General features: G+C 73.7%; 21 protein-coding genes, 3 tRNA genes, 1 other RNA gene and 1 pseudogene. 13 read left to right on the top strand and 13 right to left on the bottom strand.

The genetic code is table 11. From position 1 onward, the window contains the following. Positions 1-159: 159 nt before the first annotated feature. Positions 160-756: pseudogene (locus ACZ434_RS30790) on the top strand (tyrosine-type recombinase/integrase); the annotation flags it as partial. Between the two features lie 61 nt (positions 757-817). Here the strand turns inward: ACZ434_RS30790 and ACZ434_RS30785 are convergent. The 5 genes from ACZ434_RS30785 to ACZ434_RS30765 form a co-directional block, all read right to left on the bottom strand. Next, positions 818-1,099 carry a hypothetical protein gene (locus ACZ434_RS30785; RefSeq protein WP_468461624.1) on the bottom strand — a complete coding sequence of 94 codons (282 nt, stop codon included), beginning with the start codon at positions 1,097-1,099 and terminating at the stop codon, positions 818-820. Between the two features lie 484 nt (positions 1,100-1,583). Further along, positions 1,584-1,668, bottom strand: a tRNA-Ser gene (locus tag ACZ434_RS30780). Positions 1,669-1,713: 45 nt separating this feature from the next. Continuing rightward, positions 1,714-2,145 (bottom strand): tRNA adenosine(34) deaminase TadA, encoded by a 432-nt coding sequence (gene tadA / locus ACZ434_RS30775; RefSeq protein ID WP_468461638.1) that lies wholly within the window; start codon positions 2,143-2,145, stop codon positions 1,714-1,716. Between the two features lie 68 nt (positions 2,146-2,213). After that, entirely contained in the window at positions 2,214-2,753 is a 540-nt protein-coding gene (locus tag ACZ434_RS30770) for a tRNA adenosine deaminase-associated protein (RefSeq protein WP_468461636.1), read from the bottom strand. A 1,005-nt stretch (positions 2,754-3,758) separates the two neighbouring features. Beyond that, positions 3,759-3,986 carry a hypothetical protein gene (locus ACZ434_RS30765; protein ID WP_468461622.1) on the bottom strand — a complete coding sequence of 76 codons (228 nt, stop codon included), beginning with the start codon at positions 3,984-3,986 and terminating at the stop codon, positions 3,759-3,761. A 139-nt stretch (positions 3,987-4,125) separates the two neighbouring features. Between ACZ434_RS30765 and upp the strand changes: the two genes are divergently transcribed. Further along, on the top strand, positions 4,126-4,761 hold the full coding sequence (upp, locus tag ACZ434_RS30760) for a uracil phosphoribosyltransferase (protein ID WP_468461620.1): 636 nt from the start codon (positions 4,126-4,128) through the stop codon (positions 4,759-4,761). A gap of 22 nt (positions 4,762-4,783) precedes the next feature. Here the strand turns inward: upp and ACZ434_RS30755 are convergent, their stop codons facing one another. The 4 genes from ACZ434_RS30755 to ACZ434_RS30740 form a co-directional block, all read right to left on the bottom strand. Beyond that, entirely contained in the window at positions 4,784-5,395 is a 612-nt protein-coding gene (locus ACZ434_RS30755) for a LytR C-terminal domain-containing protein (protein WP_468461634.1), read from the bottom strand. Positions 5,396-5,541: 146 nt separating this feature from the next. After that, complete coding sequence (locus tag ACZ434_RS30750; RefSeq protein ID WP_004943146.1) at positions 5,542-5,838, bottom strand: type II toxin-antitoxin system VapB family antitoxin; 297 nt, start codon at positions 5,836-5,838, stop codon at positions 5,542-5,544. A 285-nt stretch (positions 5,839-6,123) separates the two neighbouring features. Then, positions 6,124-6,726: an HhH-GPD-type base excision DNA repair protein gene (locus ACZ434_RS30745; protein ID WP_468461618.1), complete on the bottom strand. Its 603-nt coding sequence runs from the start codon at positions 6,724-6,726 to the stop codon at positions 6,124-6,126. A 25-nt stretch (positions 6,727-6,751) separates the two neighbouring features. Beyond that, positions 6,752-7,474 (bottom strand): siderophore-interacting protein, encoded by a 723-nt coding sequence (locus tag ACZ434_RS30740; protein WP_468461632.1) that lies wholly within the window; start codon positions 7,472-7,474, stop codon positions 6,752-6,754. 63 nt (positions 7,475-7,537) lie between these two features. Here ACZ434_RS30740 and ACZ434_RS30735 point away from each other — a divergent pair, with 63 nt between their 5' ends. From ACZ434_RS30735 to ACZ434_RS30715, 5 genes are all read left to right on the top strand, one after another. Beyond that, positions 7,538-10,021 (top strand): penicillin acylase family protein, encoded by a 2,484-nt coding sequence (locus tag ACZ434_RS30735; protein ID WP_468461616.1) that lies wholly within the window; start codon positions 7,538-7,540, stop codon positions 10,019-10,021. Next, positions 10,014-10,622: a GNAT family N-acetyltransferase gene (locus ACZ434_RS30730; RefSeq protein ID WP_468461614.1), complete on the top strand. Its 609-nt coding sequence runs from the start codon at positions 10,014-10,016 to the stop codon at positions 10,620-10,622. Before ACZ434_RS30735 ends, ACZ434_RS30730 begins: the two co-directional genes overlap by 8 nt. Next, complete coding sequence (locus ACZ434_RS30725) at positions 10,619-11,098, top strand: cupin domain-containing protein (RefSeq protein ID WP_468461612.1); 480 nt, start codon at positions 10,619-10,621, stop codon at positions 11,096-11,098. Before ACZ434_RS30730 ends, ACZ434_RS30725 begins: the two co-directional genes overlap by 4 nt. Then, a complete protein-coding gene (locus ACZ434_RS30720; protein WP_468461610.1) occupies positions 11,095-11,892 on the top strand; it encodes an SDR family NAD(P)-dependent oxidoreductase in 798 nt (265 codons plus the stop codon). The genes ACZ434_RS30725 and ACZ434_RS30720 overlap by 4 nt, the downstream gene beginning before the upstream one ends. 159 nt (positions 11,893-12,051) lie before the next feature. Beyond that, positions 12,052-13,830: a copper resistance CopC/CopD family protein gene (locus tag ACZ434_RS30715; protein ID WP_468461630.1), complete on the top strand. Its 1,779-nt coding sequence runs from the start codon at positions 12,052-12,054 to the stop codon at positions 13,828-13,830. A 344-nt stretch (positions 13,831-14,174) separates the two neighbouring features. Here the strand turns inward: ACZ434_RS30715 and ACZ434_RS30710 are convergent. Beyond that, positions 14,175-14,262: transfer RNA gene (locus tag ACZ434_RS30710), tRNA-Ser, on the bottom strand. Positions 14,263-14,334: 72 nt separating this feature from the next. Between ACZ434_RS30710 and ffs the strand changes: the two genes are divergently transcribed. The 6 genes from ffs to ACZ434_RS30680 all read left to right on the top strand — a co-directional run bounded on the left by ffs (position 14,335) and on the right by ACZ434_RS30680 (position 23,192). Continuing rightward, an RNA gene (gene ffs / locus ACZ434_RS30705) (signal recognition particle sRNA small type) lies at positions 14,335-14,433 on the top strand. A 48-nt stretch (positions 14,434-14,481) separates the two neighbouring features. Then, positions 14,482-16,746 carry a DNA polymerase III subunit gamma and tau gene (locus ACZ434_RS30700; RefSeq protein ID WP_468461608.1) on the top strand — a complete coding sequence of 755 codons (2,265 nt, stop codon included), beginning with the start codon at positions 14,482-14,484 and terminating at the stop codon, positions 16,744-16,746. Between the two features lie 135 nt (positions 16,747-16,881). Then, the gene (gene purD / locus ACZ434_RS30695) at positions 16,882-18,144 is read left to right on the top strand and encodes a phosphoribosylamine--glycine ligase (protein WP_468461606.1); all 1,263 of its coding nucleotides are present in this window, start codon (positions 16,882-16,884) and stop codon (positions 18,142-18,144) included. Positions 18,145-18,590: 446 nt separating this feature from the next. Then, the gene (locus ACZ434_RS30690) at positions 18,591-20,414 is read left to right on the top strand and encodes a M48 family metalloprotease (RefSeq protein ID WP_468461604.1); all 1,824 of its coding nucleotides are present in this window, start codon (positions 18,591-18,593) and stop codon (positions 20,412-20,414) included. 282 nt (positions 20,415-20,696) lie between these two features. Continuing rightward, complete coding sequence (locus ACZ434_RS30685; protein WP_468461602.1) at positions 20,697-22,223, top strand: N,N-dimethylformamidase beta subunit family domain-containing protein; 1,527 nt, start codon at positions 20,697-20,699, stop codon at positions 22,221-22,223. A gap of 69 nt (positions 22,224-22,292) precedes the next feature. Then, on the top strand, positions 22,293-23,192 hold the full coding sequence (locus ACZ434_RS30680) for a phosphoribosylaminoimidazolesuccinocarboxamide synthase (protein WP_468461600.1): 900 nt from the start codon (positions 22,293-22,295) through the stop codon (positions 23,190-23,192). 78 nt (positions 23,193-23,270) lie between these two features. On the opposite strand, the gene ACZ434_RS30675 is transcribed toward ACZ434_RS30680, so the two are convergent. The 3 genes from ACZ434_RS30675 to ACZ434_RS30665 form a co-directional block, all read right to left on the bottom strand. Beyond that, positions 23,271-23,343 (bottom strand) — tRNA-Gly (locus ACZ434_RS30675). Positions 23,344-23,365: 22 nt separating this feature from the next. Beyond that, positions 23,366-23,986, bottom strand: a complete 621-nt coding sequence (locus ACZ434_RS30670; RefSeq protein WP_468461598.1) for a response regulator — start codon at positions 23,984-23,986, stop codon at positions 23,366-23,368. Continuing rightward, complete coding sequence (locus tag ACZ434_RS30665) at positions 23,983-25,248, bottom strand: sensor histidine kinase (RefSeq protein WP_468461596.1); 1,266 nt, start codon at positions 25,246-25,248, stop codon at positions 23,983-23,985. The genes ACZ434_RS30670 and ACZ434_RS30665 overlap by 4 nt, the downstream gene beginning before the upstream one ends. Positions 25,249-25,267 lie beyond the last annotated feature (19 nt).

Genomic DNA, 25,267 nt, shown 5'->3' with positions numbered 1-25,267 from the left:
CGTGCACCCCCTGGGGTCGAACTGCCCGTTCACTCCGGACAGTTGCACGGTGGCCTGCCAGTTGAGCAGGGAGCAGACACCGGCAGACGGTGCACTCCAGGGAGCGGAAACCGCGCACTCAACCGCGGAGATCCCCTACACCACACAGCGGGACGCCATCAGGCGCTCGGTCTCAAGTGGACCGATGTCGACCTGGACGGGGGAGTGCTGATGGTCCGTCGCAGCCGCCGGCGCCCCCGCTATGCCCACGGATGCGGTGATGCCTGCGGTCGGAAGGCCGGGTACTGCCCGCAGCGCAAGCGGACCAACCCCGAGACGGCCGATACGAAGTCCCGCGCCGGCCGCCGAGCTGTCGGCCTTCCCCCACAGCTTGTGGATCTGCTTCGAACACACAGGAAGCGCCAGGACGCCGAACGGGTGGCGGCCGGGGACAAGTGGACGGAGGAAGGGTGGCTCTTCGCCACCGAGACCGGGCGCGGAACGTCCCCCCGAACGGACTACGACGACTGGAAGGATCTGCTCACCGCCGCGAAGGTTCGGGACGGCCGATTGCACGATGCGCGACACACGGCCGCCACGGTGCTGCTGATCCTCGGGGTGTCTGAGCGCGCCGTGATGGGGCTCATGGGCTGGTCGTCCACGGCCATGGCCGCGCGGTACCAGCACATGGTGGACACGGTTCGAACCAACATCGCCCGACAGGTCGATGACCTCATTTGGCAGTCGGATGGGCCCGAGCCGACGGTCGACGGCTGAGTATCTCTGCTGTGCGTCCCACCTCTTCCGGGGTGGGACGCCTGCTGGATGTGGCTACTGGCTAGCTCCGCTGAGCGGACGGTGATAGCGGCCACGTGGTGACGGCCGACGTGGGATGCACCTCCGGCGGCATGTTTCCCGTCTGCTCAGACTCGCCGACATCACCGAAGAGGAGCATCAATACGGTGATCACGGCGCACGCCGCAGTGATCGCCCCGACGACGTCTCCTCGGGTCGCGGGAAGACCGGGGTGCGTGCTCGCGGAGTGTTTGAAGACGAAGTAACCGATCAGGCAACCGACTGCCATGATCGCGATCCGGACACCTTCGATGTGTACCGTCAAGGTGGGCCCCTTGGGGTTCCGGGGGCCTGTCCGCCTCGACCCGCCAAGATCCCGGCGGACAGGTCCCTCTTCCGGGCCTCGCGGGATTGCGTGGCCCTCCATCCCTTCTCAGGGCTTGTAGGGCCTCAGACAGCAAGAAAGCCCAACTCTCCTTTGAAGGAAGTCGGGCTAGGCCCCGGGGGGCGACGGAAATACGTTGCATGATCGCTTTGATCAGGTCAAAGTTGATCAGGGGTTTTGTGGCGCACGTCACCATTTTCGGGGTGCAAAAGGTCGCATAGTGCTACAAAGCGCTACGGCGCAAATGCGACAAAAGGCCCTCGGGAGCAAATCTATGCGAAAGCCCCAAAGGTGCCGAAGGGGCGCTGCTCGCGGCTTTGTTGGTAGGTCGCCAAGGTGGACGCTGCAGGGTCAACTGAGACGGAAAACGAGACGGGAAGAGACGAAGGGCCCGGTCCATCGGACCGGGCCCTTCGTCTACCAGCGGTAGCGGAGGGATTTGAACCCTCGGTGACTTGCGCCACACTCGCTTTCGAGGCGAGCTCCTTCGGCCGCTCGGACACGCTACCGAGGGAGACCTTACAGCACGGTGGGGCGTGGTTTGAAATCGGTATTCAGCGGCTCCGGAAGAACTCCGTGAGCAGCCGGGAGCACTCCTCGGCGAGCACTCCCCCGATGACTTCGGGACGGTGGTTGAGCCGGCGGTCGCGGACCAGGTCCCACAGGGAGCCGGCCGCGCCCGCCTTCTCGTCCCGGGCGCCGTAGACGATCCGGTTCACCCGGGACTGCTGGAGCGCCCCCGCGCACATCGTGCACGGTTCCAGGGTCACCACCAGGGTGCAGCCGGTCAGCCGCCACTCCCCGAGCCGCGCGGCGGCCCGCCGCACGGCGAGGACCTCCGCGTGGGCCGTGGGGTCGCCGCCGGCCTCGCGTTCGTTGTGGGCGGCGGCGAGCACGGTGGTGCCGTCCGGGGCCAGTACGACGGCGCCGACGGGGACGTCCCCGCCCCGGACGGCCAGGGCGGCCTCGGCCAGGGCGAGTCGCATCGGCGCCCGCCAGCGGTCGCGTACCGGGTCCGGCGGTCCGGACGCGGGGGTGGTGGTGGTCGGCACGGTCAGCGGACGGTCTCCAGTACCTCGGAGGCGCCGAGGGCGTCGGCGATCTCGGTGACGGCGTCCCCGGTCATCGAACGCAGCTCCTTCTCGCTCACGCCCAGGTCCTCCAGGACCTGCGCGTCACCGACCGGTCCGTGCGGCACGGCGTCGGCGGGGCCGGCGGACGCGGCGCCGTCGTCGGCGTCCTCGTCGTCCGGTTCACCGTCCTCCGTGCCGTCGAGGTCGAGGGCGTCCAGGTCGGTGCCGTCGTCCCCGGGCTGGCGGCCGAGCAGTTCGTCGGTGAGCAGGATCTCGCCGTAGCTGCTGCGGGCGGCCGCGGCGGCGTCGGAGACGTAGACCCGGGGGTCCTCCTCGCCGTCCACCCGGACGACGCCGAACCAGCCCTCCTCCTTCTCGATCAGCACGAGCACCGTGTCGTCGTCGGGAGAGGCTTCCCGGGCCAGGTCGGCCAGATCCGACAGGGTTTCCACATCGTCGAGCTCCGTGTCGCTCGCATCCCACCCGTCTTCGGTGCGCGCGAGCAGTGCGGCGAAGTACACCGTGACTCTCCCACTGGTCATAGGCGTGCCGGTTGGGGATCCCCCCGGCGGAGGTGTGCGGTCGGGAGTCGGTGACCCGAGCCCCGCCCACTCGGAATCGTGGCAGAAACAAGGCCGTCAGGGGACGTCTTCGGCTCCCTGTGTCCGGCAGTTTCGACCGCAGGGGGCCGAGTGCGCCCCCGAACGACTCACCAGCGCACTTGCACCGCTGTCGCTGCCACGTGCGGATCGTACGCGGCCGGCCCCCCACATCCGCGCGGCACTCGGAAGCGACGATTCCGCCGACGGGGGAGCGGAGGGGCATTGCAGCGCGTCTGCGGGCAGGCGGCGGCACCTCCGAGGGGGAACGGGGCGGTGCGCGCGGGGGAGGGCGGCGGGTCTGCGGGTAGGAGGCGGCGGGTTCGACGGTGGAGGCCGGTGCGTCTGCCCGACGGGAGGTCCTGGGCCTGCGGAGGGAGGGGAGGCGGTGGGCCGCAGGGCGGGACACGGCGAGTCGGCGGGAGGCACCGGGCCTGCGGGCGGGATGCGGCAGATCTGGGCATCGGGGTGGTTCGCGGGTGGAGGGCGGTGCGTCTGCCGATGGGGGTGGGGGCGAGCGCGGGCTGGTGGGCCAGTAGGCCTGCGCTGACCAGCGTGATCGTGCCGGCCGTCGCGGTGAACTGCCGGGCCTGCGGAGGGTGGGCGGTGGATCTGCGCGGGACGCGGCGGGATCGGCGGTGGAGGGCGGTGCAATTGTCTGCGGGGAGCCGGGCCTGCGGGCGGAGGGGGGCGTCTGCACGTGGGGGTGGGGGCGAGCGCGGGCTGGTGGGCCAGTAGGCCTGCGCTGACCAGCGTGATCGTGCCGGCTGCCGCGGTGAGCCGCCGGGCCTGCGGAGGGTGGGCGGTGGATCTGCGCGGGACGTGGCCGGATCGGCGGCGGTAGGCGGTGCAACCGCCTGTGGTGAGGTGCCGGGGCTGCGGGCGGAAGGCGGTGGGGGGCGGGCCTACGAACGCAACGTGGCGGGGTTACCAGCGGAACGTCCGCATGCGCATCGCGTGTCGCAGGCGGGCGGCCTTGGCGCGGCGCGGCTGGACGCGGTCGCGCAGCGCGCGAGCCTCGGCGAGTTCGCGCAGGAACCGGGCGCGTCGCCGGCGTCGCTCGGCCTCCGACTCGGTCTCCGTACCGGCCCTGCCCCCGCCCGGGCCGGGCATGTCGCGCGGCGACGGATCGTCTCGGTCTTCCTGCTCAGGCATCGCTTCATCACTCCAGTCCGTCCCTCCCACCTTCCCCCGGACGGGCGGTTTGACGCCAGCGAACGAGTGACGGGGACACCGGAACGCTTGCCGTGCCGCGGGGACGCCGAGCACTCGGGGCCCGGTTAATGTTGACGACATGCGTCTCCACGTCGTCGACCACCCCCTGGTCGCCCACAAGCTCACCACTCTGCGCGACCGCCGCACCGACTCCCCGACCTTCCGCCGCCTCGCCGACGAGCTGGTCACCCTGCTCGCCTACGAGGCCACGCGTGACGTGCGCACCGAGCAGGTCGACATCAGCACGCCGGTGGAGCCGACCACGGGCGTCAAGCTCTCCCACCCGCGCCCGCTGGTGGTGCCGATCCTGCGGGCCGGGCTCGGCATGCTGGACGGCATGGTGCGGCTGCTGCCGACCGCCGAGGTGGGCTTCCTCGGCATGATCCGCAACGAGGAGACGCTGCAGGCCTCGACGTACACCACCCGGATGCCGGAGGACCTCTCCGGGCGTCAGGTGTACGTCCTGGACCCGATGCTCGCCACCGGCGGCACGCTGGTCGCGGCGATCCGGGAGCTGATCGAGCGCGGCGCGGACGATGTGACCGCCGTGGTGCTGCTGGCCGCGCCGGAGGGCGTGGAGGTCATGGAGCGCGAGCTGGCCGGCACGCCGGTGACCGTCGTCACGGCGTCGGTCGACGAGCGGCTCAACGAGCACGGCTACATCGTGCCGGGCCTCGGCGACGCGGGGGACCGGATGTACGGGGCGGCCGAGTAGGCGGAGGTCCTCCCCCGCGCTCTCAGCAGTTCTTCTTCGAGGCGGGTGCCGGTTCCGGGTTGGCCAGTGCGGTCAGGGCCCGGTCGGCGTCCGCCTTCTTCGTCAGTTCCCGGAAGCCGTCGCCGATGATGAGGTCGAGCTCGGTGCCCTTGCGGACGGGGTCGGTGCGGCGTTCCGCGGCGGCGAGCTGGGCGCCGAGTACCGGCAGCGAGGTGTCGAGGGCGGTGGCGGGCCCGAGCAGCACACCGGTGCCCTTCACCTTCTTGTCGTACTCCTTGGTCGCGTTGGCGACCTCGCCGATCTTGAAGCCGCGCTTCTTCAGCTCGTCGGCGGTCTTCTGGGCCAGGCCGCTGCGGGTCGTGGCGTTGAGGACGTTGACCGTGATCGTGCCGGGCACGGGGAACGCCTTGGGGGCGGCCACGGGGGCCGCCTTGGTGGCGCAGTCCGCCTTCGTGCCGGCCGCGGCGGCGGAGTCGTCGTTGCCCGTGAACACGTCGATGAGCTGCAGCGTGCCCCAGCTCCCCAGGCCGAGGACGGCCGCGGAGGCGACGGCCAGCGCGACGAGCCTCCCGCGCCGCCGGGGCCGGCGCATCCGCGGGTATCGGTCGCCCGTGATCCGGTACTGGCCGCCCATGCCAGGTGGAGTGAGCATGCTCATGAGCGCAGCGTAGTGCGCCCGGGCTGCAATGCCTACTAGATGATCATTCGACTGGGTGCAGTGCTGGGGCACTCCAACCCGAAAGGGTCACAACGCGACCGGGGGACGGCGCTGAACGGGCGTCAGTCGAGTTCGAGCACGCGTGCGTGCAGCACTTGGCGCTGCTGGAGCGCCGCCCGTACGGCGCGGTGCAGCCCGTCCTCCAGGTACAGATCGCCCTGCCACTTCACGACGTGCGCGAAGAGGTCGCCGTAGAAGGTCGAGTCCTCGGCGAGGAGCGTCTCGAGGTCCAGCTGCTGCTTGGTCGTCACGAGCTGATCGAGGCGGACCGGGCGCGGCGCGACGTCCGCCCACTGCCGGGTGCTTTCCCGGCCGTGGTCGGGGTACGGCCGGCCGTTTCCGATGCGCTTGAAGATCACACGGAAAGCCTACCGGTCAAGGCGTTCCGGGCGCAGCCATGGCGACGCAGTGCGACACCGGAAAAACCGTCCCATGCCGGTGCGAACCGATCCTCCTGTGTGAGACACGTCCACTGCTTGACGACGTTCCCGGGACCTCACACACCGGATCGGGCACTCCCGCACCCGATTCCCCCGAAAGTGGCCGACACGAATGCGACGGCGCGGGTTCCGGCACCACGCGTCTCGTACGGCCGCGCGCGTGCGGCGTGTTTCGTGCGGCTGTGTGTGTGGCGGTGCGGGGCGCTAGGCGCCGGGCTTCTTCGTGGCCTTGGCCGCCTTCGCCGCCGCCTTCAGTTCCTGTTTGTGCGCCCTCACCTTGGACAGGGACTCCGGGCCGATGATGTCCGCGACCGAGCGGAACGCCTTCTCCTCGCCGTACGCGCCCGCGGCCTCGCGCCAGCCGGTGGGGCGGACCCCGAGCTGCTTGCCGAGCAGGGCGAGGAAGATCTGGGCCTTCTGCTTGCCGAACCCCGGCAGGTCCTGGAGCCGCTTCAGCAGTTCCCTGCCGTCGCCGACGTCCCGCCACACGGCCTCGGCGTCTCCGTCGTAGTGCTCGACGAGGTACCGGCACAGCTGCTGGATGCGGCCCGCCATCGAGCCCGGGTAGCGGTGCACGGCCGGCTTGTCGGAGAGCACCGCCGCGAACGCGTCGGGGTCGTACGCGGCGATCTCGTGCGCGTCCAGGTCGTCCGCGCCGAGCCGCCGGGCGATCGTCGCCGGGCCCTTGAACGCCCACTCCATCGGGATCTGCTGGTCCAGCAGCATCCCGGTCAGCGCGGCGAGCGGGCTGCGGCCCAGCAGCCGGTCGGCGTCGGGGTCCTGGGCGAGGTGAAGAGTGACGTCCATGCCCCCGATGATCGCGCGTCGCGGCTCAGCTCGCGCGCCAGTACCCCAGCGCCTGCATCCGCTGCTTGGGCACGCCCAGCTCCTTGCGGACGAACGCGGAGAGGGTCCGGGTGGTGGCGGTGTCGCAGGCGATCCAGACGTACGGGTCGGGGCCGGCCCGCAGCAGTTCGGGCAGTTCGGCCCGTACGCGCTCGACCAGCGCCGCCCCCGCGTCCTGCCGGGGAACCTCGCGCACCTCGTGCCGGGCCGGGTCGGCGAGGCAGGGCAGCCCGTCGAGCGTGCCCTCGAACCAGATGGTCGCCGGGGCGTCGCCCACCGCGCCGAGCAGGGAGTTGATGGCCGGGAGCGAGGCCGGGTCGCCGACCACGAAGACGTGGGAGGGAGCGGGGAAGGGGTTCTCGAACCCCGTGCCCTGCACGGTCGCCTCGATGGTGTCCCCGGGCTTCGCCGCCCGCGCCCAGTCGCTGGCGCACCCCTCGTGCAGCGCGAACTCCAGGGTGAAGGTGCCGTCCGCCGGGTCGGGGTCGACCAGGGTGTACGCGCGCTGGTGCGGCTTGCCGGCGTTGGAGAACCACAGCCGCACCCACATCGTCGGGTGGACACCGGCCGCCGCCAGCAGCCCGCCGTCGGTGAAGCGCACCCGCCGGTAGTCGGCGGTGACGTCCTCGCTCCCCGTCACGGTGAACGTGAAGTCCTTGCCGCGCAGCAATTTGAGGACCGCGCCCTCCCAACCCCGCCCCTGCCCCATCGTCTCGTCACCCTTCGCGTACGATTCCGCCACGATTACTTAGGGGAGCCTAACCTAAAGGGAATGGGGGGCACAGTGACCGGCGAGATCTTTCGGGATCCCTGGGGAATCCCGCATCTGCGCGCGGACGGCGTGCACGAACTCGCGCGCCTCCAGGGCCGGGTGACCGCCCGCGACCGTGCCTGGCAGCTCGAGGTCGAACGCCACCGCGCGCAGGGCACCTCGGCCGCCTTCCTCGGTCCCGAGGCCCTGCCCTGGGACCGCTTCGCCCGCCGCGCCCGCCTGTCCGACACCGCCCGCCGCTGCTTCACCGAACTGGAGCGACGGGACCCGGAGACGGCGCGGTGGGTACGGGCGTACGTGGACGGGATCAACGAGGTCCTGGCGCCGGACGCGGCGGGGCCCGCCACCGGGCCGGAACCCACCGGGACCGCCGCGTACGCGGAAGGTGCCGGGCGCCGGACCGACGTGCCCGTCGGCGCGACCGGCCCGGGGCTGACCGGCGCCGACGGGCCGACGACGCCCGCCCCGGGCCCCGGCACCGCCCCGACCGCGGCTGACATGGCCGACTCCGCCGTGCCTGTCGTCGACACGGCGGTCCCTGGCGCGCGTGCCGCGGACGCGCCTGTCGCCGACACGGCCGGCTCCGCCGCGCCCGTCCCCGACACGCCCCGCCCGACCGACAACTCAGCCGACAGCCCGACCCGGAGCGAGTCCCCCACGTCCACCCCCACCGCCCCCCGGACCGGTGCGGACCACGGGCACGGTCCCGCCCCCGAGTTCGCCCGCACGGGCCTCGCCCCCGGCCGCTGGGAACCCTGGACCCCGCTCGCGATCTGGCTCGGTACGCACATCCTCTTCGCCGGCTTCCCCGCCAAGCTCTGGCGCGAGCACGTGACCACCCACCTCGGCGCCGACGCCGTGGGCCTGTTCGCCACCGACGGCCCCGGCACCTCCGGCAGCAACGGCTGGCTGGTCTCCGGCGAGCGCACGGTCACCGGACACGCGGTGATCGCCGGGGACCCGCACCGGTTCATCGAGGACCCGGGCGTGTACCAGCAGATCCGGCTCTCCTGCCCGGAGTTCGACGTCGTCGGCCTCGCCGTGCCCGGGGTCCCCGGGATCGCCCACTTCGGCCACACCGGCACGGTCGCCTGGGCCATCACCAACGCCATGGCCGACTACCAGGACCTCTACCGCGAGCGGTTGCGGCGCACCGGTGCCGGTGTGGAGGCGCTCGGCCCGGACGGCACCTGGCGGCGGGCCGCCCGGCACACCGAGACCATCGAGGTGGCGGGCGAGGAGCCGGTCGAGGTGGAGGTCGTCGAGACCGACCGCGGCCCCGTCGTCATCGGCGGCCCCGAGGGCCTCGACGACGGCGTGCCCCAGCCCGGCGAGCCGCCGCTCGCCGTCGCCCTGCGCCACCCGCCCCGCGTCACCGGCGACCTCGGCTTCGGCGCGCTGCTGCCGCTGCTGCGGGCCCGCCGGGTCGCCGACGTGGACCGGGCCGTCGACCGGTGGGCCGAACCCGTCAACGTGATCATGGCCGCCGACACCGACGGCGGCACCCTGCACCGGGTGGCCGGCCGCGTCCCGCTCCGCGCGGAGGCGAACCGGACCCGGCTGGTCCCCGCGTGGGAGGCCGAGTACGCCTGGCGGGGCTGGCACGAGCCACCGCGCGACGGACTGACCGACGGGGTCGCCGTGATGGCGAACCAGCGCGGCCCGGCCGCCCCCCTGGGCGTGGAGTTCGCCCCGCCGCACCGCGCGGAGCGCATCGCCGCCCTGCTGGGCCGGCAGAGCCGCTGGTCCGCCGCCGACATGTCCGCGATCCACACGGACACCCACCTCGCGTCCGCCGCCCCCCTCCTGGACCACCTCGCCGCACTCGGCACCGAGGACCTCACCGGGCCCGCCGCCGCCCTCCGCGACCGCCTGCTGCGGTGGGACCGCCACATGGACGCGGACAGCGCCGACGCGGCGGCCTTCGCCGCGCTGCGCACCGCGCTGGTACGCCGGCTCGCCGCCCACCCCGCCTTCGCGGCGGCGGCCACGCCACCCCCGTACCCCGAGGTGTTCCGCCCCTGGCTCGCGCTGCTCCCGCGCGTGGGCTACGCACTCGAACACCTGCTGTCCGCGGAGGACCTGTTCGGGATCGACCGCCCGGCGGCCGTCCGCGCGGCGCTGGAGGAGGTGGCCGCCGGGCCGCCCGCCGGCACCTGGGGCGACACCCACCGCCTCGCCCCCTGGCGGGCCCTGCCGCCGTCCGGGACCCCGTACGACGAGCCGGGGCTCTCCGGCGACCACGACTGCGTGCTGTGCACCTCCGCCGTGCCGGGCCTCACCGACCTCGCCGCGCGCGGTCCCGCCGCCCGCTACGTGTGGGACCTGGGCCGGCGCGAGGACAGCCGCTGGGTGGTGCCGCACGGCGCCTCGGGCGTGCCCGGTTCACCCCACCACCGCGACCAGCAGCCCCTGTGGCTCGCCGGCGACCTGGCCCCGGTCCTCACCGACTGGGCGCAGCTGACAAAGGAGACCGATGTCTGACCCGTACGCCTCCCGCACACCCGTCCACGAGCAGCACGTCGACGGCTTCGGCACCGTGCGCGTCCTGCCGCTGGACCCGGCCGCCGACGCGCCCCTCCTGCACCGCTGGGTCAGCGAGGAACGCGCCGCCTTCTGGGGCATGAACGGCCTGACCGAGCAGCGGGTCGCCGAGATCTACGCCCACATGGACACCCTCGACACCCACCACGCGTACCTCGTCCTCAAGGACGGCACCCCGGCCGCGCTGCTCCAGACGTACGACCCGGAGGCCGACCGCGTCGGCGCGTGCTACCCCGTCGAACCGGGCGACATCGGCATCCACCTGCTCCTCGCCCCCGCCGCACCCGGCGACGCCCGCTCCGGCTGGACCGGCGGGCTGGCGGCCGCCATCGTCACGTACGTGCTGCTGGTGCTGGACCGCGGGCGGGTGGTGGTCGACCCGGACGTCGCCAACGAGAAGGCGGTCGCCCGCTTCGTGAAGCAGGGCTTCACCGCCGGACCGGCGGTCGTCCTGCCGGAGGTCGACCTGCCCGACGTGTACCTCCCGGAGAAGAAGGCACAGCTCGCGTTCCTCACGCGCGAGGTAGCGTTCGGCGGGTGACCCCCGACGAGCTCGTCGCCCACTACGGTCTGGAGCCGCTCCCGCGCGAGGGCGGCCGTTTCCGGCAGACCTGGGCCGGTCCCGCACGCCCCGACGGCCGCCCCGAGGGCACCGCCATCGTCGCCCTGCTCACCGACGCCCCCGGCGACTACTCCGCCCTGCACCGCCTGCCCGCCGACGAGATCTGGCACCACTACCTCGGCGACCCGCTCCAGCTGCTCCTGCTCGCCCCCGACGGCACCTCCCGCACCCCCGTCCTCGGCCCGGACGTCCTCGGCGGCCAGCACGTCCAGCTCACCGTCCCCGCCGGAACCTGGATGGCCGCACACGTGGCGGCGGGCGGCGCCTGGACGTTCTTCGGCTGCACGATGGCGCCCGGCTTCACCTTCGAGGGCTACGAGCACGGCGACGCGGCCGACCTGACCGCGCGTTACCCCGAACGGGCGCCGCTCATCGCACCACTGTGCCGCCCATGAGCGAACGGGGACTGCCGCACGGCAGCGGACGGGGACTGCTGCACGGCCAGATCGCCCTCGTCACCGGCGCGGGCGGCGGCCTCGGCCGGGGCATCGCGCGGCGGTTCGCCGAGGAGGGCGCGGCCGTCGCCCTGCACTGCCGTACGGCACTGGCCCCCGCGCGGGACACCGCCGACCGCATCCGGCAGTCGGGCGGCAGGGCGGTCGTCCTCCAGGGCGACCTCACCGACGAGGACGCCTGCCACCGCGCGGTGGCCGAGACGGCGGAGCGCTTCGGCGGACGGCTGACCGCGCTGGTCAACAACGCGGGGATCCAGCCCGTCCAGGAGCTCGCCGGGATGACGGCCGCCGAGTGGCGCTCGGTCGTGGACACCAACCTCACCACCGTCTTCGCCTGCACCCAGGCGGCGGCCCGCCTCATGCGGGACCAGGACGGCGGCGGCTCCATCACCCACATCGCCTCCGTCGAGGCGGGCATCCCCGCCCCCGGGCACGCCCACTACGGGGCGTCCAAGGCGGCGGTGGTGATGCACGCCCGCGCGGCGGCACAGGAGTACGGACCGTGGGGCGTCCGCGTCAACACCGTCTCGCCCGGCCTGATCGACCGGGAGGGCCTCGCCGACGCCTGGCCGGAGGGCGTACGCCGGTGGCGCGAGGCGTCCGCGGTGGGCCGCCTCGGCCGCCCGGAGGACATCGGCGACGCCTGCGTGTTCCTGGCCTCCCGGCTGGCGTCCTGGGTGACCGGCCACGACCTGGTGGTGGACGGGGGAGCGACGGCCCGCCCGACTTGGTGATCCGATGAGCACACCGCACCTCTCATCCGTACCTCTCTTGAAGCCGGACGGCCGGGAGGCGGGTACGACGTGGAGCGACGGCGCAGCGAGGCGGCGGCGGGCGGGGGCGGACGGAGCGGAGCCCCGGGCGGCCGCCGGACGCGGCGGCTGCGAGGGCTGGTGCTGCTGGGCACGATGCTGGTCCTGCTCGTCCTGGGCAGCGCCGCCCCGGCGAGCGCCCACGCCGCCCTGCGCGCCAGCGACCCCGAGGCCGGAAGCGTCGTCGAGACCGCCCCGCAGCACATCACCCTGACCTTCACGGAGTCCGTCGGCCTGCTCGACGACTCCTTCCGCGTCTACAGCCCCGACAACCGCCGCGTCGACCTGGGCGAGCCGCAGCACGCGGAGGGCGCCTCCGACACCGCCCGGGCCGCACTCCCCGGCGACCTCGCCGACGGCACCTACACCGTGGCCTGGCGGGTGGTCTCCGCCGACAGCCACCCGGTCTCCGGCGCCTTCACCTTCTCCATCGGCGAACCCTCCCCCACACCACCCGCCGCACCCGCCGACCACGCCGAACACCCGGTCACCAAGAGCCTCTACGACACCGGCCGCTACCTCGCCTACATCGCCGCCGCCCTGATGATCGGCGCCGCCGCGTTCATCGGGGTGTGCCGTCCGGCGGACAGGGCCCCGCTGCGGCCGGCGCTGCTCATCGGCTGGTGGACCCTGCTGACCGCCACGGCCGCCCTACTCGTCCTGCGCGCCCCGTACGAGAACGGCACGTCCCCCGCGACCGCCCTCGACCTCTCCGCGTTCACCGACACCCTCACCGGCCGCCCGGGCCTCGCCCTGCTGACCCGTCTGGCCCTGCTCCTGCTGACGGTGGCGGTCCTGATTCCGCTCGCCCGGCGCAGCCGTCCCCGGACCCGCCTGGCGATCGGCGCCGCCACGTCCGTCGCCCTCGCCCTGACCTGGGCCGCCGCCGAACACGCCTCCGCCGGCATCCAGGTCCCGGTGGCGATGACGTCCTCCGTCCTCCACCTGCTGGCGATGGCCTGCTGGCTCGGCGGCCTCACCGCCCTGCTCCTCACCCTCCACCGCGCGAAGACCCCGCCCGCACCGGACGCGGTCGCCCGCTTCTCCCGTCTGGCCTTCCTCTCGGTGACCGTCCTGGTCGTCACCGGCCTCTACCAGTCCTGGCGGGGCCTCGGCTCCTGGTCCGCCCTCGCGGAGTCGTCGTACGGCCGCACCCTGGCGGCGAAACTCGCGGCGACCGTCTTCCTGCTGCTGGCGGCGGCCTTCTCCCGCCGCTGGACGACCCTGCTGGTGACGCGGGCGGCGGTACCGGCGCCGACGGAATCCCGGATACCGGAACTGGTGGGCGCGCCCGGCGGAACCCCGCCGGAGCCGACACGGGACGACCCGACCCCGCCCGACACACCCCCGCAGCCGACCCCCGACCACTACCGCCGCGCCCTGCGCCGCTCCGTCCTGGCGGAAGTGCTCGTGGCGGTCGTCGTCCTCCTGATCACCACGGTGCTCACCGGCACGCTCCCCGCCCGCGCGGAGGCCGAGGCGGCACAGGCCCCCCGCCCCCAGGTGGCCGGACTCCCCGGTGCGGAAGCCTTCACCATCCCCTACGACGTCGGCACCCCCGGCGGACGCGGCACCGTGCAGATCCAGATGGATCCGGGCCGGGTCGGCGAGAACGGCCTCCAGGCGGTGGTCTTCGGCCCCCGGGGCGCCCTGACCTTCGTCCCGGAACTCCGCATCTCCTTCACCCTCGCCGCCAAGGACATCGGCCCCATCGACGCCAAGGTCACCGACCGCGGCGGCTACTGGGCCACGAGCGACCTCAACCTCCCCCTCGAAGGCACCTGGACGATGAAGCTGACGATCCGCGTCACCGAACTCGACCAGGTCACGGAGACCCGCCAGGTCGAGATCACCCGCTGAGCCACCGGAACGGGGCACGGCAGGGGCTTCACCTCGCCGATCGTTCATTCTCCGCGAGAAGGTGGAGGTCGACTCGCATGCGGTGAGACCGTGTGGTGGCACGGCGCCCGAGGCCCTGCCGAGGGTGTGCTGAATCGCCGTGGGCTGCCCCGGGTCCCCCCGAACTCGGCAGTGAGGCGATGGTCGAGAGGGCGGACGACGAACTCCAGCCCGGCCCGTCCCCGCAGCGGGGCATCGCCCGACAGCAGCCGCCCCATGAAGGACAGCGCCGAGCAGGAGGACGGACAACGTCGAAGGGCCCCCTGTTTTCAGGGGGCCCTTCGACAACGTGCCCGGTGAGGCACTGGCGGAGGATACGAGATTCGAACTCGTGAGGGGTTGCCCCCAACACGCTTTCCAAGCGTGCGCCCTAGGCCTCTAGGCGAATCCTCCGCTGGAGACATTACATGACCGGGAGGAGTGCTCGCGAACTCGTTCCCGGGCCGGGACATGGGGTAGCCTCTGCGTAGCCCCTCACGCGGCGCTATCTGACTGAACTCCCCCAGGGCCGGAAGGCAGCAAGGGTAGGTCGGCTCTGGCGGGTGCGTGGGGGGCGCTTGCGTTCCCGAGCGGCCGGTCCGGTTGTCGGTGCTCGCCTATAACCTCGTAGACGTGTCGTCTCTCGCGCTGTACCGCCGTTATCGCCCGGAGTCGTTCGCCGAGGTCATCGGGCAGGAGCATGTCACCGACCCGTTGCAGCAGGCGCTGCGGAACAACCGGGTCAATCACGCGTACCTGTTCAGTGGTCCGCGCGGCTGCGGCAAGACGACCAGCGCGCGCATCCTCGCGCGGTGCCTGAACTGCGAGAAGGGCCCCACGCCGACGCCGTGCGGGGAGTGCCAGTCGTGCCGGGACCTCGCGCGCAACGGGCCCGGTTCGATCGACGTCATCGAGATCGACGCCGCGTCCCACGGTGGTGTGGACGACGCCCGTGACCTGCGCGAGAAGGCCTTCTTCGGGCCCGCCTCCAGCCGGTACAAGATCTACATCATCGACGAGGCCCACATGGTCACGTCGGCCGGTTTCAACGCGCTGCTCAAGGTCGTCGAGGAGCCCCCGGAGCATCTGAAGTTCATCTTCGCGACCACCGAGCCCGAGAAGGTCATCGGCACGATCCGGTCGCGTACGCACCACTACCCGTTCCGGCTGGTGCCGCCCGGCACCCTGCGGGACTACCTCGGCGAGGTGTGCGGCAAGGAGGACATCCCCGTGGACGAGGGCGTGCTGCCGCTCGTCGTGCGGGCGGGCGCCGGGTCCGTGCGTGACTCGATGTCCGTCATGGACCAGCTCCTCGCCGGAGCCGGCGAGGACGGTGTGACGTATGCCATGGCCACCTCCCTGCTCGGCTACACCGACGGATCGCTGCTCGACTCCGTCGTCGAGGCCTTCGCGACCGGTGACGGGGCCGCCGCCTTCGAGATCGTCGACCGGGTGATCGAGGGGGGTAATGATCCGCGCAGGTTCGTCGCGGACCTGCTGGAGCGGCTGCGGGACCTCGTCATCCTCGCCGCCGTTCCCGACGCCGCCGAGAAGGGGCTCATCGACGCCCCCGCCGACGTCATCGAGCGGATGCAGGCCCAGGCCGGCACCTTCGGCCCCGCCGAGCTCAGCCGCGCCGCCGACATCGTCAACGAGGGGCTCACCGAGATGCGGGGCGCCACCTCGCCGCGCCTCCAGCTCGAGCTGATCTGCGCGCGCGTGATGCTCCCCGCCGCGTACGGCGACGAGCGCTCGCTCATGGCCCGGCTCGACCGGATCGAGCGCGGGGTGAACTTCTCCGCGGGGACGGCCGGCACGCCGGCGGTGGGGTACGTCCCCGGGCCGGAGGCCCATGGGGGAGGGGCGGCGCAGGGCGCGGGTCCCGCGGGTTCCGTCGAGCCGGGAGGCGGTCCGGCCGCCGCCCGGGCCGCGGTACGGGGACCCGGGCCGTCGTCCGCGCCCCAGCCCACGCCCGCCGCTGCGGCTCCCGCTCCCGCCCCCGCTCCCGCTCCGGTCCAGCCTCCCGCGGCCCCCGCTGCTGCCCCGGCCCCTGCTCCGGCCGCCGAGGCTCCCGCCGCGCCGACCGGTGCGCCCGGTGCCTGGCCCACCGCCGCCCCCGCCGGTGGCGCCGGTGGCCGGCGGCCCGGCGGCTGGCCCACGGCCGCACCGGCGGGCGGTGGCGGCGGGCGGCCGAGCGCCCCCACGCCGAGCGCCTCCACGCCGAGCACCCCCGCGCCCGCCCCCCAGGCGGCACCCTCGGCTCCCGCGCCGGCGGGCGGCGGTGGCGGTCTCGACCCCCGCAACCTCTGGCCGAACATTCTGGAAACGGTCAAGAACCGCCGTCGCTTCACCTGGATCCTGCTCAGCCAGAACGCCCAGGTGACCGGTTTCGACGGCACGACCCTCCAGCTCGGCTTCGTGAACGCGGGCGCGCGGGACAACTTCCTCAGCAGTGGCAGCGAGGACGTGCTGCGCCAGGCGCTGGCCGAGCAGTTCAACGTGCAGTGGAAGATCGAGGCGGTCGTGGACCCGTCCGGCGGCGGTGCCCCGGCCCCCGCCCCCGCCGGACCGCCCGGCGGCTACGGCGGTGGCGGCTACGGCGGAGGCTCCGGGTACGGCGGCGGCACCCCCGGTGCCGGTCAGCGCCCGTCCGCGTCTCCGGCCGGCCCTCCCGCCGCCCCCGCACAGCCGGCGAGCCCGCCCGGTGCCCCGGCCGCCCGGCCCGCGCCCGCACCGGCCCCCCGTCCGTCCGCCCCGGAGCCTCCGCCCCCGGTCTCGCCCGAGGACGACATCCCGGAGGACGACGACCCCGACCTGGACGAGTCCGCCCTCTCCGGGAAGGAACTCCTCGTACGGGAACTGGGAGCGACGGTCGTCGAGGAGATCACGAACGAGTAGTCCCGGGGCGGCCCGAGACGTACCGAGAGCGCCCCGCACCGCGGGCCGCGTCTGGAGGAACCCACAAACCGTCTCCCCGCCCTCCTTCGGAAGCCCGCACAAAGGGGACCCGCCGTCTGCCGTTAGGCTGACCCCGTGAAGGTCCTCGTCATCGGCAGCGGCGCCCGCGAACACGCCCTGTGCCACTCCCTGTCCCTCGACCCCGATGTCACCGCGCTGCACTGCGCGCCCGGCAACGCCGGCATCGCCGAGGTCGCCGAGCTGCACCAGGTCGACGCCCTCGACGGCGCCGCCGTGTCCGAGCTGGCCGTACGCCTCGGTGCGGACCTCGTGGTCGTCGGCCCGGAGGCGCCCCTCGTCGCCGGTGTCGCCGACGCCGTGCGCGACGCGGGCATCCCGGCCTTCGGCCCCTCCAAGGAGGCCGCGCGGCTCGAGGGCTCCAAGGCCTTCGCGAAGGACGTCATGGCGGGGGCCGGAGTGCCCACCGCCCGCAGTTACGTCTGCGCGACGCCCGAGGAGGTCGCCGCGGCCCTCCAGGCGTTCGGCGCCCCGTACGTCGTGAAGGACGACGGGCTCGCGGCCGGCAAGGGCGTCGTCGTCACCGGCGACATCGAGGTGGCCGGCGTGCACGCCGACGGCTGTGAGCGCGTGGTCATCGAGGAGTACCTCGACGGCCCCGAGGTCTCCCTCTTCGCGATCACCGACGGCGAGACCGTCGTGCCCCTCCAGCCCGCCCAGGACTTCAAGCGCGCGCTGGACGGCGACGAGGGCCCGAACACCGGTGGCATGGGGGCGTACTCCCCGCTGCCGTGGGCCGATCCGAAGCTGGTCGACGAGGTCGTGGAGACGGTTCTGCAGCCGACCGTCGACGAGATGCGGCGCAGGGGAACCCCGTTCACGGGCCTGCTCTACGCCGGTCTGGCGATCACCTCGCGCGGTATCCGCGTGATCGAGTTCAACGCCCGCTTCGGCGACCCCGAGACCCAGGTGGTGCTGGCCCGGCTGAAGACCCCGCTGGGCGGCCTGCTGATGGCCGCGGCCACCGGCAATCTCGCCCACGTGGAGCCCACCCGCTGGAGCGACGAGGCCGCGGTCACCGTGGTCGTCGCCTCGCACAACTATCCCGGTACGCCGCGCACCGGCGACCCGATCACCGGCCTGGACGAGGTCGCCGCCCAGGACGCCCCGCACGCGTACGTCCTGCACGCCGGGACGCGGCGCGAGGGCGACGCGGTCGTCAGCGCGGGCGGGCGCGTGCTGTCCGTCACGGCGACCGGCAAGGACCTCACGGAGGCCCGCGACCGCGCCTACCGCGCGGTGTCCCGGATCGGCCTCGACGGCTCCCAGCACCGTACGGACATCGCGGAGAAGGCGGCGAAGGCGGCACAGGACGCGTGATCCGCGTAGTCCTGTAGTTCGCGCGGCACACGATCCGCGCGGCGCACGATCCGCGCGGCACACGATCCGCGCGGCACACGATCCGCGCGGCACACGATCCGCGTTGGATCGCGATCCGCGTTGGGTCGCGATCCGCCCCGGCACCGCGTTCCGCGCGAGGCGCCCGGCCCGCCCGCACCGACGACCCCTGAACCCCGCAGGCCCCGGAACCGTCTCAGGATCCGGGGCCTGACCCTTGCCGTCCGTCATCCACCTTTCCCCAAAGCCATTCCATCGAGTGAGCGATACGCCATCCGGCTGACGTGACCCGGGGCCCCAACTAGGGTGCCGCGCAAGCGTTCCGGCACTTGGCCCATCGGCATTGCGATGTCAGTGGCGGGTGCCACAGTGGGGGCATGGGCAACGCCAGGACAGCGTCCGGAGCCGGGAGGGGGTGACGTCGGGCCATGAGCGCAGGCGCGAGGGGAGCAGCGGAGCCGGGGGGACCGGGCGCGCGGGCCCGGGCGCTCGCCGTGCTGCGGGTCCGCAGCCGCGCGCTGGCCGTCGCGCTGCTGCCCGCCGCCGTCGCCGTGATCCTGCTCGCCGGCGGCTCCACCGGCCATCTCACGGGCGCCGGCTGGGACCTCGCCCGGCGCGTGCTCACGCCCGTCGCGGTGCTCGTCCTGCTCCTCGCCGCCGGGGTCGCCCTGGTCGTCGCCCGGGCCCGGCCCGCCATGAGCCCCACGGTGCCGGTCGCCGAGGAGGCGGCACCCGATCTGTACCGGATGGTGCGCGACCTCGCCGACCGCCTCGACGTCCCGGCCCCCTCCGCGATAGCGCTCACCCCGGACTGCGACAGCTGGCTGGAGGACCGCACCCACCCCGCCCACGGCCCGCCGCCGGCCGAGAGGTACGACGACATGGCGGGCGGCGGACGGCCTCCGCGCGGGGCGCCCGCCGCGCCCGTGCTGGTGATCGGCTCCCCGTTCCTGTGGTGGATGCGCGTGGGCGAGCTGCGCGCGGTCCTCGCCCCGGTCGTCGCCGGTACGGGACCGTCCGCGCACCCCGACATAGCCGCCGCCCGGCGGTTCGTGCAGGGGCTGGACGCCGCGGTGGCCGTGGCCTCGGCGCCGCACCGGGGTCCCGTGGCACGTGGGGTGCTCGCGGGCGTCGGCCGGGTGGCCCGGCTGCTGCTGCGCGGCTGCCGGGGACACGCGGCCGAGATGGAGCGGGGGGTCGCGGCGGCGGCGGCCGACCGTGCACAGGCTGTGGACTACGGGGTGCGGATCGTCGCCCAGGAGCAGGTGGGCCTGGCGTACGCGGGCTGGGACCGGCTGCTCACCCGGGTCGCGCTGCCCGCCTGGCGGATGGGCCGCTGGCCCTCGCGGCTCAACGCGGGCGTGGTGTCGGCGCTCACCGAGCTGTCCCGGCGGGACCGGCTGGCGGAGGGGTTCGCCTCCCGCCTCGGTGAGCGTCCCGCCTGCGACCTGCTCGAGGAGCCCGGCGCGGTGGACCAGGCCGCCTCGCTGCTCGCCGCCCGGCTCTTCCACGGGGGGCCCGCCGAGACGGGGCCCGACTGGTCCCCGGTGCACTGGGGCGACTACCCGGAGGAGGTCGTCGACCGCAAGTGGCGCACCGACGCCGCCCGCCTCCACCGCGTCCTGGACTCCCTCCACGTCCCCCCGGCCCCCGGCGAACCCCCCGCCCCGGACGGCCCGACCCTGACCCGCGTCCTGGCCCACCTGACGACCCGGGAGGCCCCCGGTGAGCCGCCCGCGGCCCCGCAGCCGCCCGCCCGTCCCCCCGTACCCGCGGCGCACTACGACGAAGACGCCGACGACGACGGGGACCTGTCCGGCACCACCGCCCGCAGTGCCGCCCTGGCGGCCCGGCTGAGCGCCGAACTCGCCCGCGAGGAGGCGGCCTCCGCCGGGGCCCGTGCCGCCACCGCCGGCCAGGAAGGCGCCGCCCCCTCCGCCACCCCGGATCCGGCCGCGCCCTTCCGGGACGACCGGCCGCTTCCCCTCTTCCCGCTCCAGTCCCCGCGCACCGCGCGTGAGCTGCTCGCCGACCACATCACGGCGATGGTCTGCTGCGCGGCGATGGACACCGCGGGCGCCGTCCCCGGGCTCGACTGGCTCGACGGACCGGCACTGCTCCTGGACGGCGTACGAGCGTCCGACCTGTCCTCGCAGGTCCTGGCCCTGATCGAGGACGGCGACCCCACCGACCTGCGTCTCTGGCTGTCCCGGCACGGCATACGCCCCGAGAAGCCGGTACGGCTCGTCTGAGACCGGCAGACCGGCAGACCGGCAGACCGGCAGCCCCACACGACCCCGCCGGTCCCGACCACCCCGGAGCCCCCGGAGTCCAACCCTCCGCTTTCGGTCAATTCAAAACGAACGGTGACGGACTGCGCGCGATATGTGATGTGCTTGGACCGTTCGGGTTCGCTGGCAAGAGCTCGCGACATACGACAAACACATAACTGGCGCCAGGCCTCACCCGTCCGGCGACTGCCGGACAGCACCACGCACCGCATCGCAACCGGGGCACGAGGGAGGGGAGCGATCATGGGCTCGGAGCAGATTCGCCGCTGGGAGTCGGGAGCTCTGGCGCACGCCGTGAACGACCCCTTCGGGCAGGGGCCGCTCCCGTGGCTGCGCGGCAGCGAGACGTACTTCGGAGACACCGGCCAGGTCGTCCCCTGGTACGTGGACACCGACCTGGACCCCGCACCGCACCCGGCCGACCGGACGGCGGCCCGCCTCCCCCGGCAGGGCGGCCCCAGGATTCCCGCCCCCCGCTCCTCCGTCGGACCCCGCGCCGCCGACGACGTACGCCGCCAGATCAAGGGCTTCGCCTCCACCGGCGCCGTCGCCCCCGGCGACTCCATCGACTTCCACATCACCGTCGACCCGCCGCAGGAGTTCGACGTCGACGTCTACCGCATCGGCCACTACGCCGGCGACGGCGCCACGAAGATCACCTCCAGCCCCCGCCTCTCCGGCATCGTGCAGCCCCCGCCGCTCACCGCCGACCGCACCGTCTCCTGCCACCACTGGTGGCTGTCCTGGCGGTTACCCGTCCCGTCGTACTGGAGCGTCGGCGCGTACGTCGCCGTGCTCACCACGGCCGACGGCTACCGCTCCCACATCCCCTTCACCGTCCGCGACGACCGCCCCGCGGACCTCCTCCTCGTCCTGCCCGACGTCACCTGGCAGGCCTACAACCTCTACCCGGAGGACGGCCGCACCGGCGCGAGCCTCTACCACGCCTGGGACGAGGAGGGCAGGCTCCTCGGCGAGTCCGAGGCCGCCACCACCGTCTCCTTCGACCGCCCCTACGCGGGCGCCGGCCTGCCGCTGCACGTCGGGCACGCCTACGACGTCATCCGCTGGGCCGAGCGCTACGGCTACGACCTCGCCTACGCCGACGCCCGCGACCTGCACGCCGGCCGCGTCGACCCCGCCCGCTACCGGGGTCTGATCTTCCCCGGCCACGACGAGTACTGGTCGGTGCCGATGCGCACCGCGGTGGAACGCGCCCGCGCGCACGGCACCTCCCTCGTCTTCCTCTCCGCCAACACCCTCTACTGGCAGGTGGAGCTCGCCCCCTCCCCGTCCGGCCCCGACCGCCTGCTGACCTGCCGCAAGCGCCAGGGCCCCGGCAAACCGGTGCTGTGGCGGGAGATCGACCGCGCGGAACAGCAGCTGCTCGGCATCCAGTACGCCGGTCACGTCCCGAGCCCGCACCCGCTGATCGTCCGCAACGCCGGCCACTGGATGTGGGAGGCGACCGGCGCCCACGAGGGCGACGGCATCGAGGGCCTGGTCGCCGGCGAGGCCGACCGCTACTACCCGCGCACCCCCCTGCCCGAGTACGAGGAGCGCGTCCTGCTCGCCCACTCCCCCTACACCGACCGGGCGGGCGCGCGGCGCCACCAGGAGACCTCCCTCTACCGTGCCCCCTCCGGCGCCTGGGTCTTCGCCTCCGGCACCTTCGCCTGGTCCCCGGCGCTGGACCGCCCGGGCCACGTCGACCCCCGCGTCCAGCGCGCCACCGCCAACCTCCTGGACCGCATCTGCAAACGCGACTGACCCGCGGCCGCGCCCGCCCGCCCGGTACGGGAGAATCGACGGACATGGACAGAACCACGGGGAGGCACCGTGTCCGGATTCGTCGAAAAGCCCGAACCGATCCAGGTTCCGGGCCTGGTGCATCTGCACACCGGCAAGGTGCGCGAGCTGTACCGGAACGAGGCGGGCGACCTCGTCATGGTCGCCAGTGACCGCATCTCCGCCTACGACTGGGTGCTGCCGACCGAGATCCCCGACAAGGGCCGGGTCCTCACCCAGCTGTCCCTGTGGTGGTTCGACCAGCTCGCCGACCTGCTTCCGCACCACGTCCTGAGCACCGAGGTCCCGGACGGCGCCCCCGCCGACTGGGCCGGCCGCACCCTCGTCTGCAAGTCGCTGAACATGGTCCCCGTGGAGTGCGTGGCCCGCGGCTACCTCACCGGCTCCGGTCTCGCCGAGTACGAGGAGTCCCGTACGGTCTGCGGGCTCGCCCTCCCCGAGGGCCTGGTCGACGGCTCGGAACTGCCCGCCCCGATCTTCACCCCGGCCACCAAGGCCGCCGTCGGCGAACACGACGAGAACGTCCCCTACGAGGAGGTCGCGCGCCAGGTCGGCGCCGACACCGCCGCCCGGCTGCGCCAGGCGACCCTCGCCGCCTACTCCCGCGCCCGGGACATCGCCCGCGACCGTGGCATCATCCTCGCGGACACCAAGTTCGAGTTCGGCTTCGACGGCGACACCCTGGTCATCGCCGACGAGGTGCTCACCCCGGACTCCTCCCGCTTCTGGCCGGCCGAGCAGTGGGAGCCGGGCCGCGCCCAGCCGTCGTACGACAAGCAGTTCGTACGGGACTGGCTCACCTCGGCCGAGTCGGGCTGGGACCGCGCGGGCGAGCAGCCCCCGCCGCCGCTGCCGCAGCACGTGGTGGACGCCACCCGGGCCAAGTACGTGGAGGCGTACGAGCGGTTGACCGGCACCACCTGGAGCTGAACGCACGACCGGCCGGGCCCCACGGGCCCGGCCGACCACGACAGAGGCCCCGGTCGATGACCGGGGCCTCTGCTACGGAGCGAACGACGAGGTTCGAACTCGCGACCTCAACCTTGGCAAGGTTGCGCTCTACCAACTGAGCTACGTTCGCATGCGCCGTGGCGTGAGACCCACTATACCCAACCCCGCTCCCGTGCGAGGCGCACCGCCGCATGACGGTTCTCCGCGCCGAGCTTCGAGACGGCCGAGGAGAGGTAGTTCCGCACGGTCCCCTGGGACAGCGCGGCCCGCTCCGCGATCTCCGCCACGGGCGCGCCGTCCGCCGCCAGCTCCAGCACCTCCGCCTCGCGCACGGTCAGCGGGGAGTCGCCGGCGGCGATCGCGTCGGCCGCCAACTCGGGGTCGACGTACCGGTTTCCCGCGTGCACCGTGCGGATGATCTCCGCGAGGCGCTGGGCACTGACGGTCTTGGGGACGAACCCGCGCACACCGGCCGCGAGCGCCCGCTTCAGATGCCCGGGCCGGCCGTGACTGGTCACGATGAGGACCCGGCAGCCGGGCAGTTCGGCCCGCAGCGCTGTGGCGACCTTCACACCGTCGGCGCCGGGCATCTGCAGATCCAGTACGGCCACGTCGGGGGCGTGCGCCCGGGCCATCGCCAGCGCCTCGGGACCGGAGGCCGCCTCGGCGACGACCGTCAGATCGTCCTCCAGCGACAGCAGCGCGGCCAGCGCGCCCCGGATCAGGTGTTCGTCGTCGGCCAGCAGCAGCCGCACGGGCCGGGCGTCGGTCATGGTGTCGCCTCATTCACGGGGTCGGGGGCGGGCGCGGCGGCGGGAGGGGTCTGCCCGGAGTGCGCGGGCAGCGGGACCTCGGCGGTCAGCAGGAACCGCCCGTCCCCGGTGGGCCCGGCCCGCAGCGTCCCGCCGATCTCCGCCAGCCGCTCGCGCAGTCCGACCAGACCGGACCCCCGGCCCGGGCCGTCGCCGGACTCCGGCACCCCGTCGTTCTCCACCGTCAGCACCACGCGCCCCTCCCGCACCCTGAGTTCCATCGCGCACCGCCGCGCGTCCCCGTGCCGCAGCACATTCGTGGCGGCCTCCCGCACCGCCCAGCCGAGCGCGGACTGCACCGGAGCGGGGAATCCGGTCACCGGTCCGGTGACCGTGCAGTGGATACCGGCGGCGGTCAACACGCCCTGGGCGCCCGCGAGCTCGCTGCCGAGGTCGGCCTCGCGGTAGCCCCGCACCACCTCACGCACCTCCCGCTGCGCCTCGTGCGCGAGCCGCTGCACCTCGACCATCTGGGTCACGGCCTCCGGCCGCTCCCGCTGGGCCAGCTGCACGGCCAGCTCGCTCTTCAGCGCGATCACGGCGAGGTTGCGCCCCATCACGTCGTGCAGGTCCCGCCCGAACCTGAGCCGCTCCTCGGCGACGGCGAGCCGGGCCCGGGTCTCACGGGCCTCGTCCAGTTCGTAGACGGAGTTGAGCAGCCAGGCGGAGAAGGCGTACGTGAAGGCGAAGAACCCGCCGCCGGCCAGCACGAGCAGACTGGTGACCAGCGTGGCGGGCCACGGCAGCCCGATGGCGTACGACAGCGCCGCCGACGCCACCGCGAAGCCCGCCGTCACGGCGAGCGCGTGCCACCGCCCGCGCACGCAGACGCCGGCCGTACCGGCGCCGAAGATCATCACGATGGAGAAGACCCCGCCGGCGGCACCCGCGGCGTCCTCGCCCGGGTCGTGCCGGGCGACGACGAGCGCGGCGGCGGCCATCAGCGCCGTCGCCGCGCCGAACGCCCACATCGTCCGGACCGGCCGGTCCCGCTGCCCGCGCTGCCAGTCCAGGGCGCGCGAGGAGGTCACCGCGTAGACCGCGCTGTGCAGGGCCGCCACGGAGATCAGCAGGGCGGCCGACCGCGGCTCGACCCGGCCGATCACCGGACCGCCGGCCGCGGAGAGCTCGGTCAGCGCGAGCAGATGGAACGACCACCGGGTGTACGTCTCGAACTTCGCCGGTGTGCTCTTCCGCCCCCACCAGCCGTCCGGCCTGCTCATCTGCTCGCGCCTCCTGCCC

It is taken from the genome of Streptomyces sp. NPDC030893, from assembly GCF_055571535.1.
This window is presented reverse-complemented; position numbering and strand designations above follow the sequence as displayed.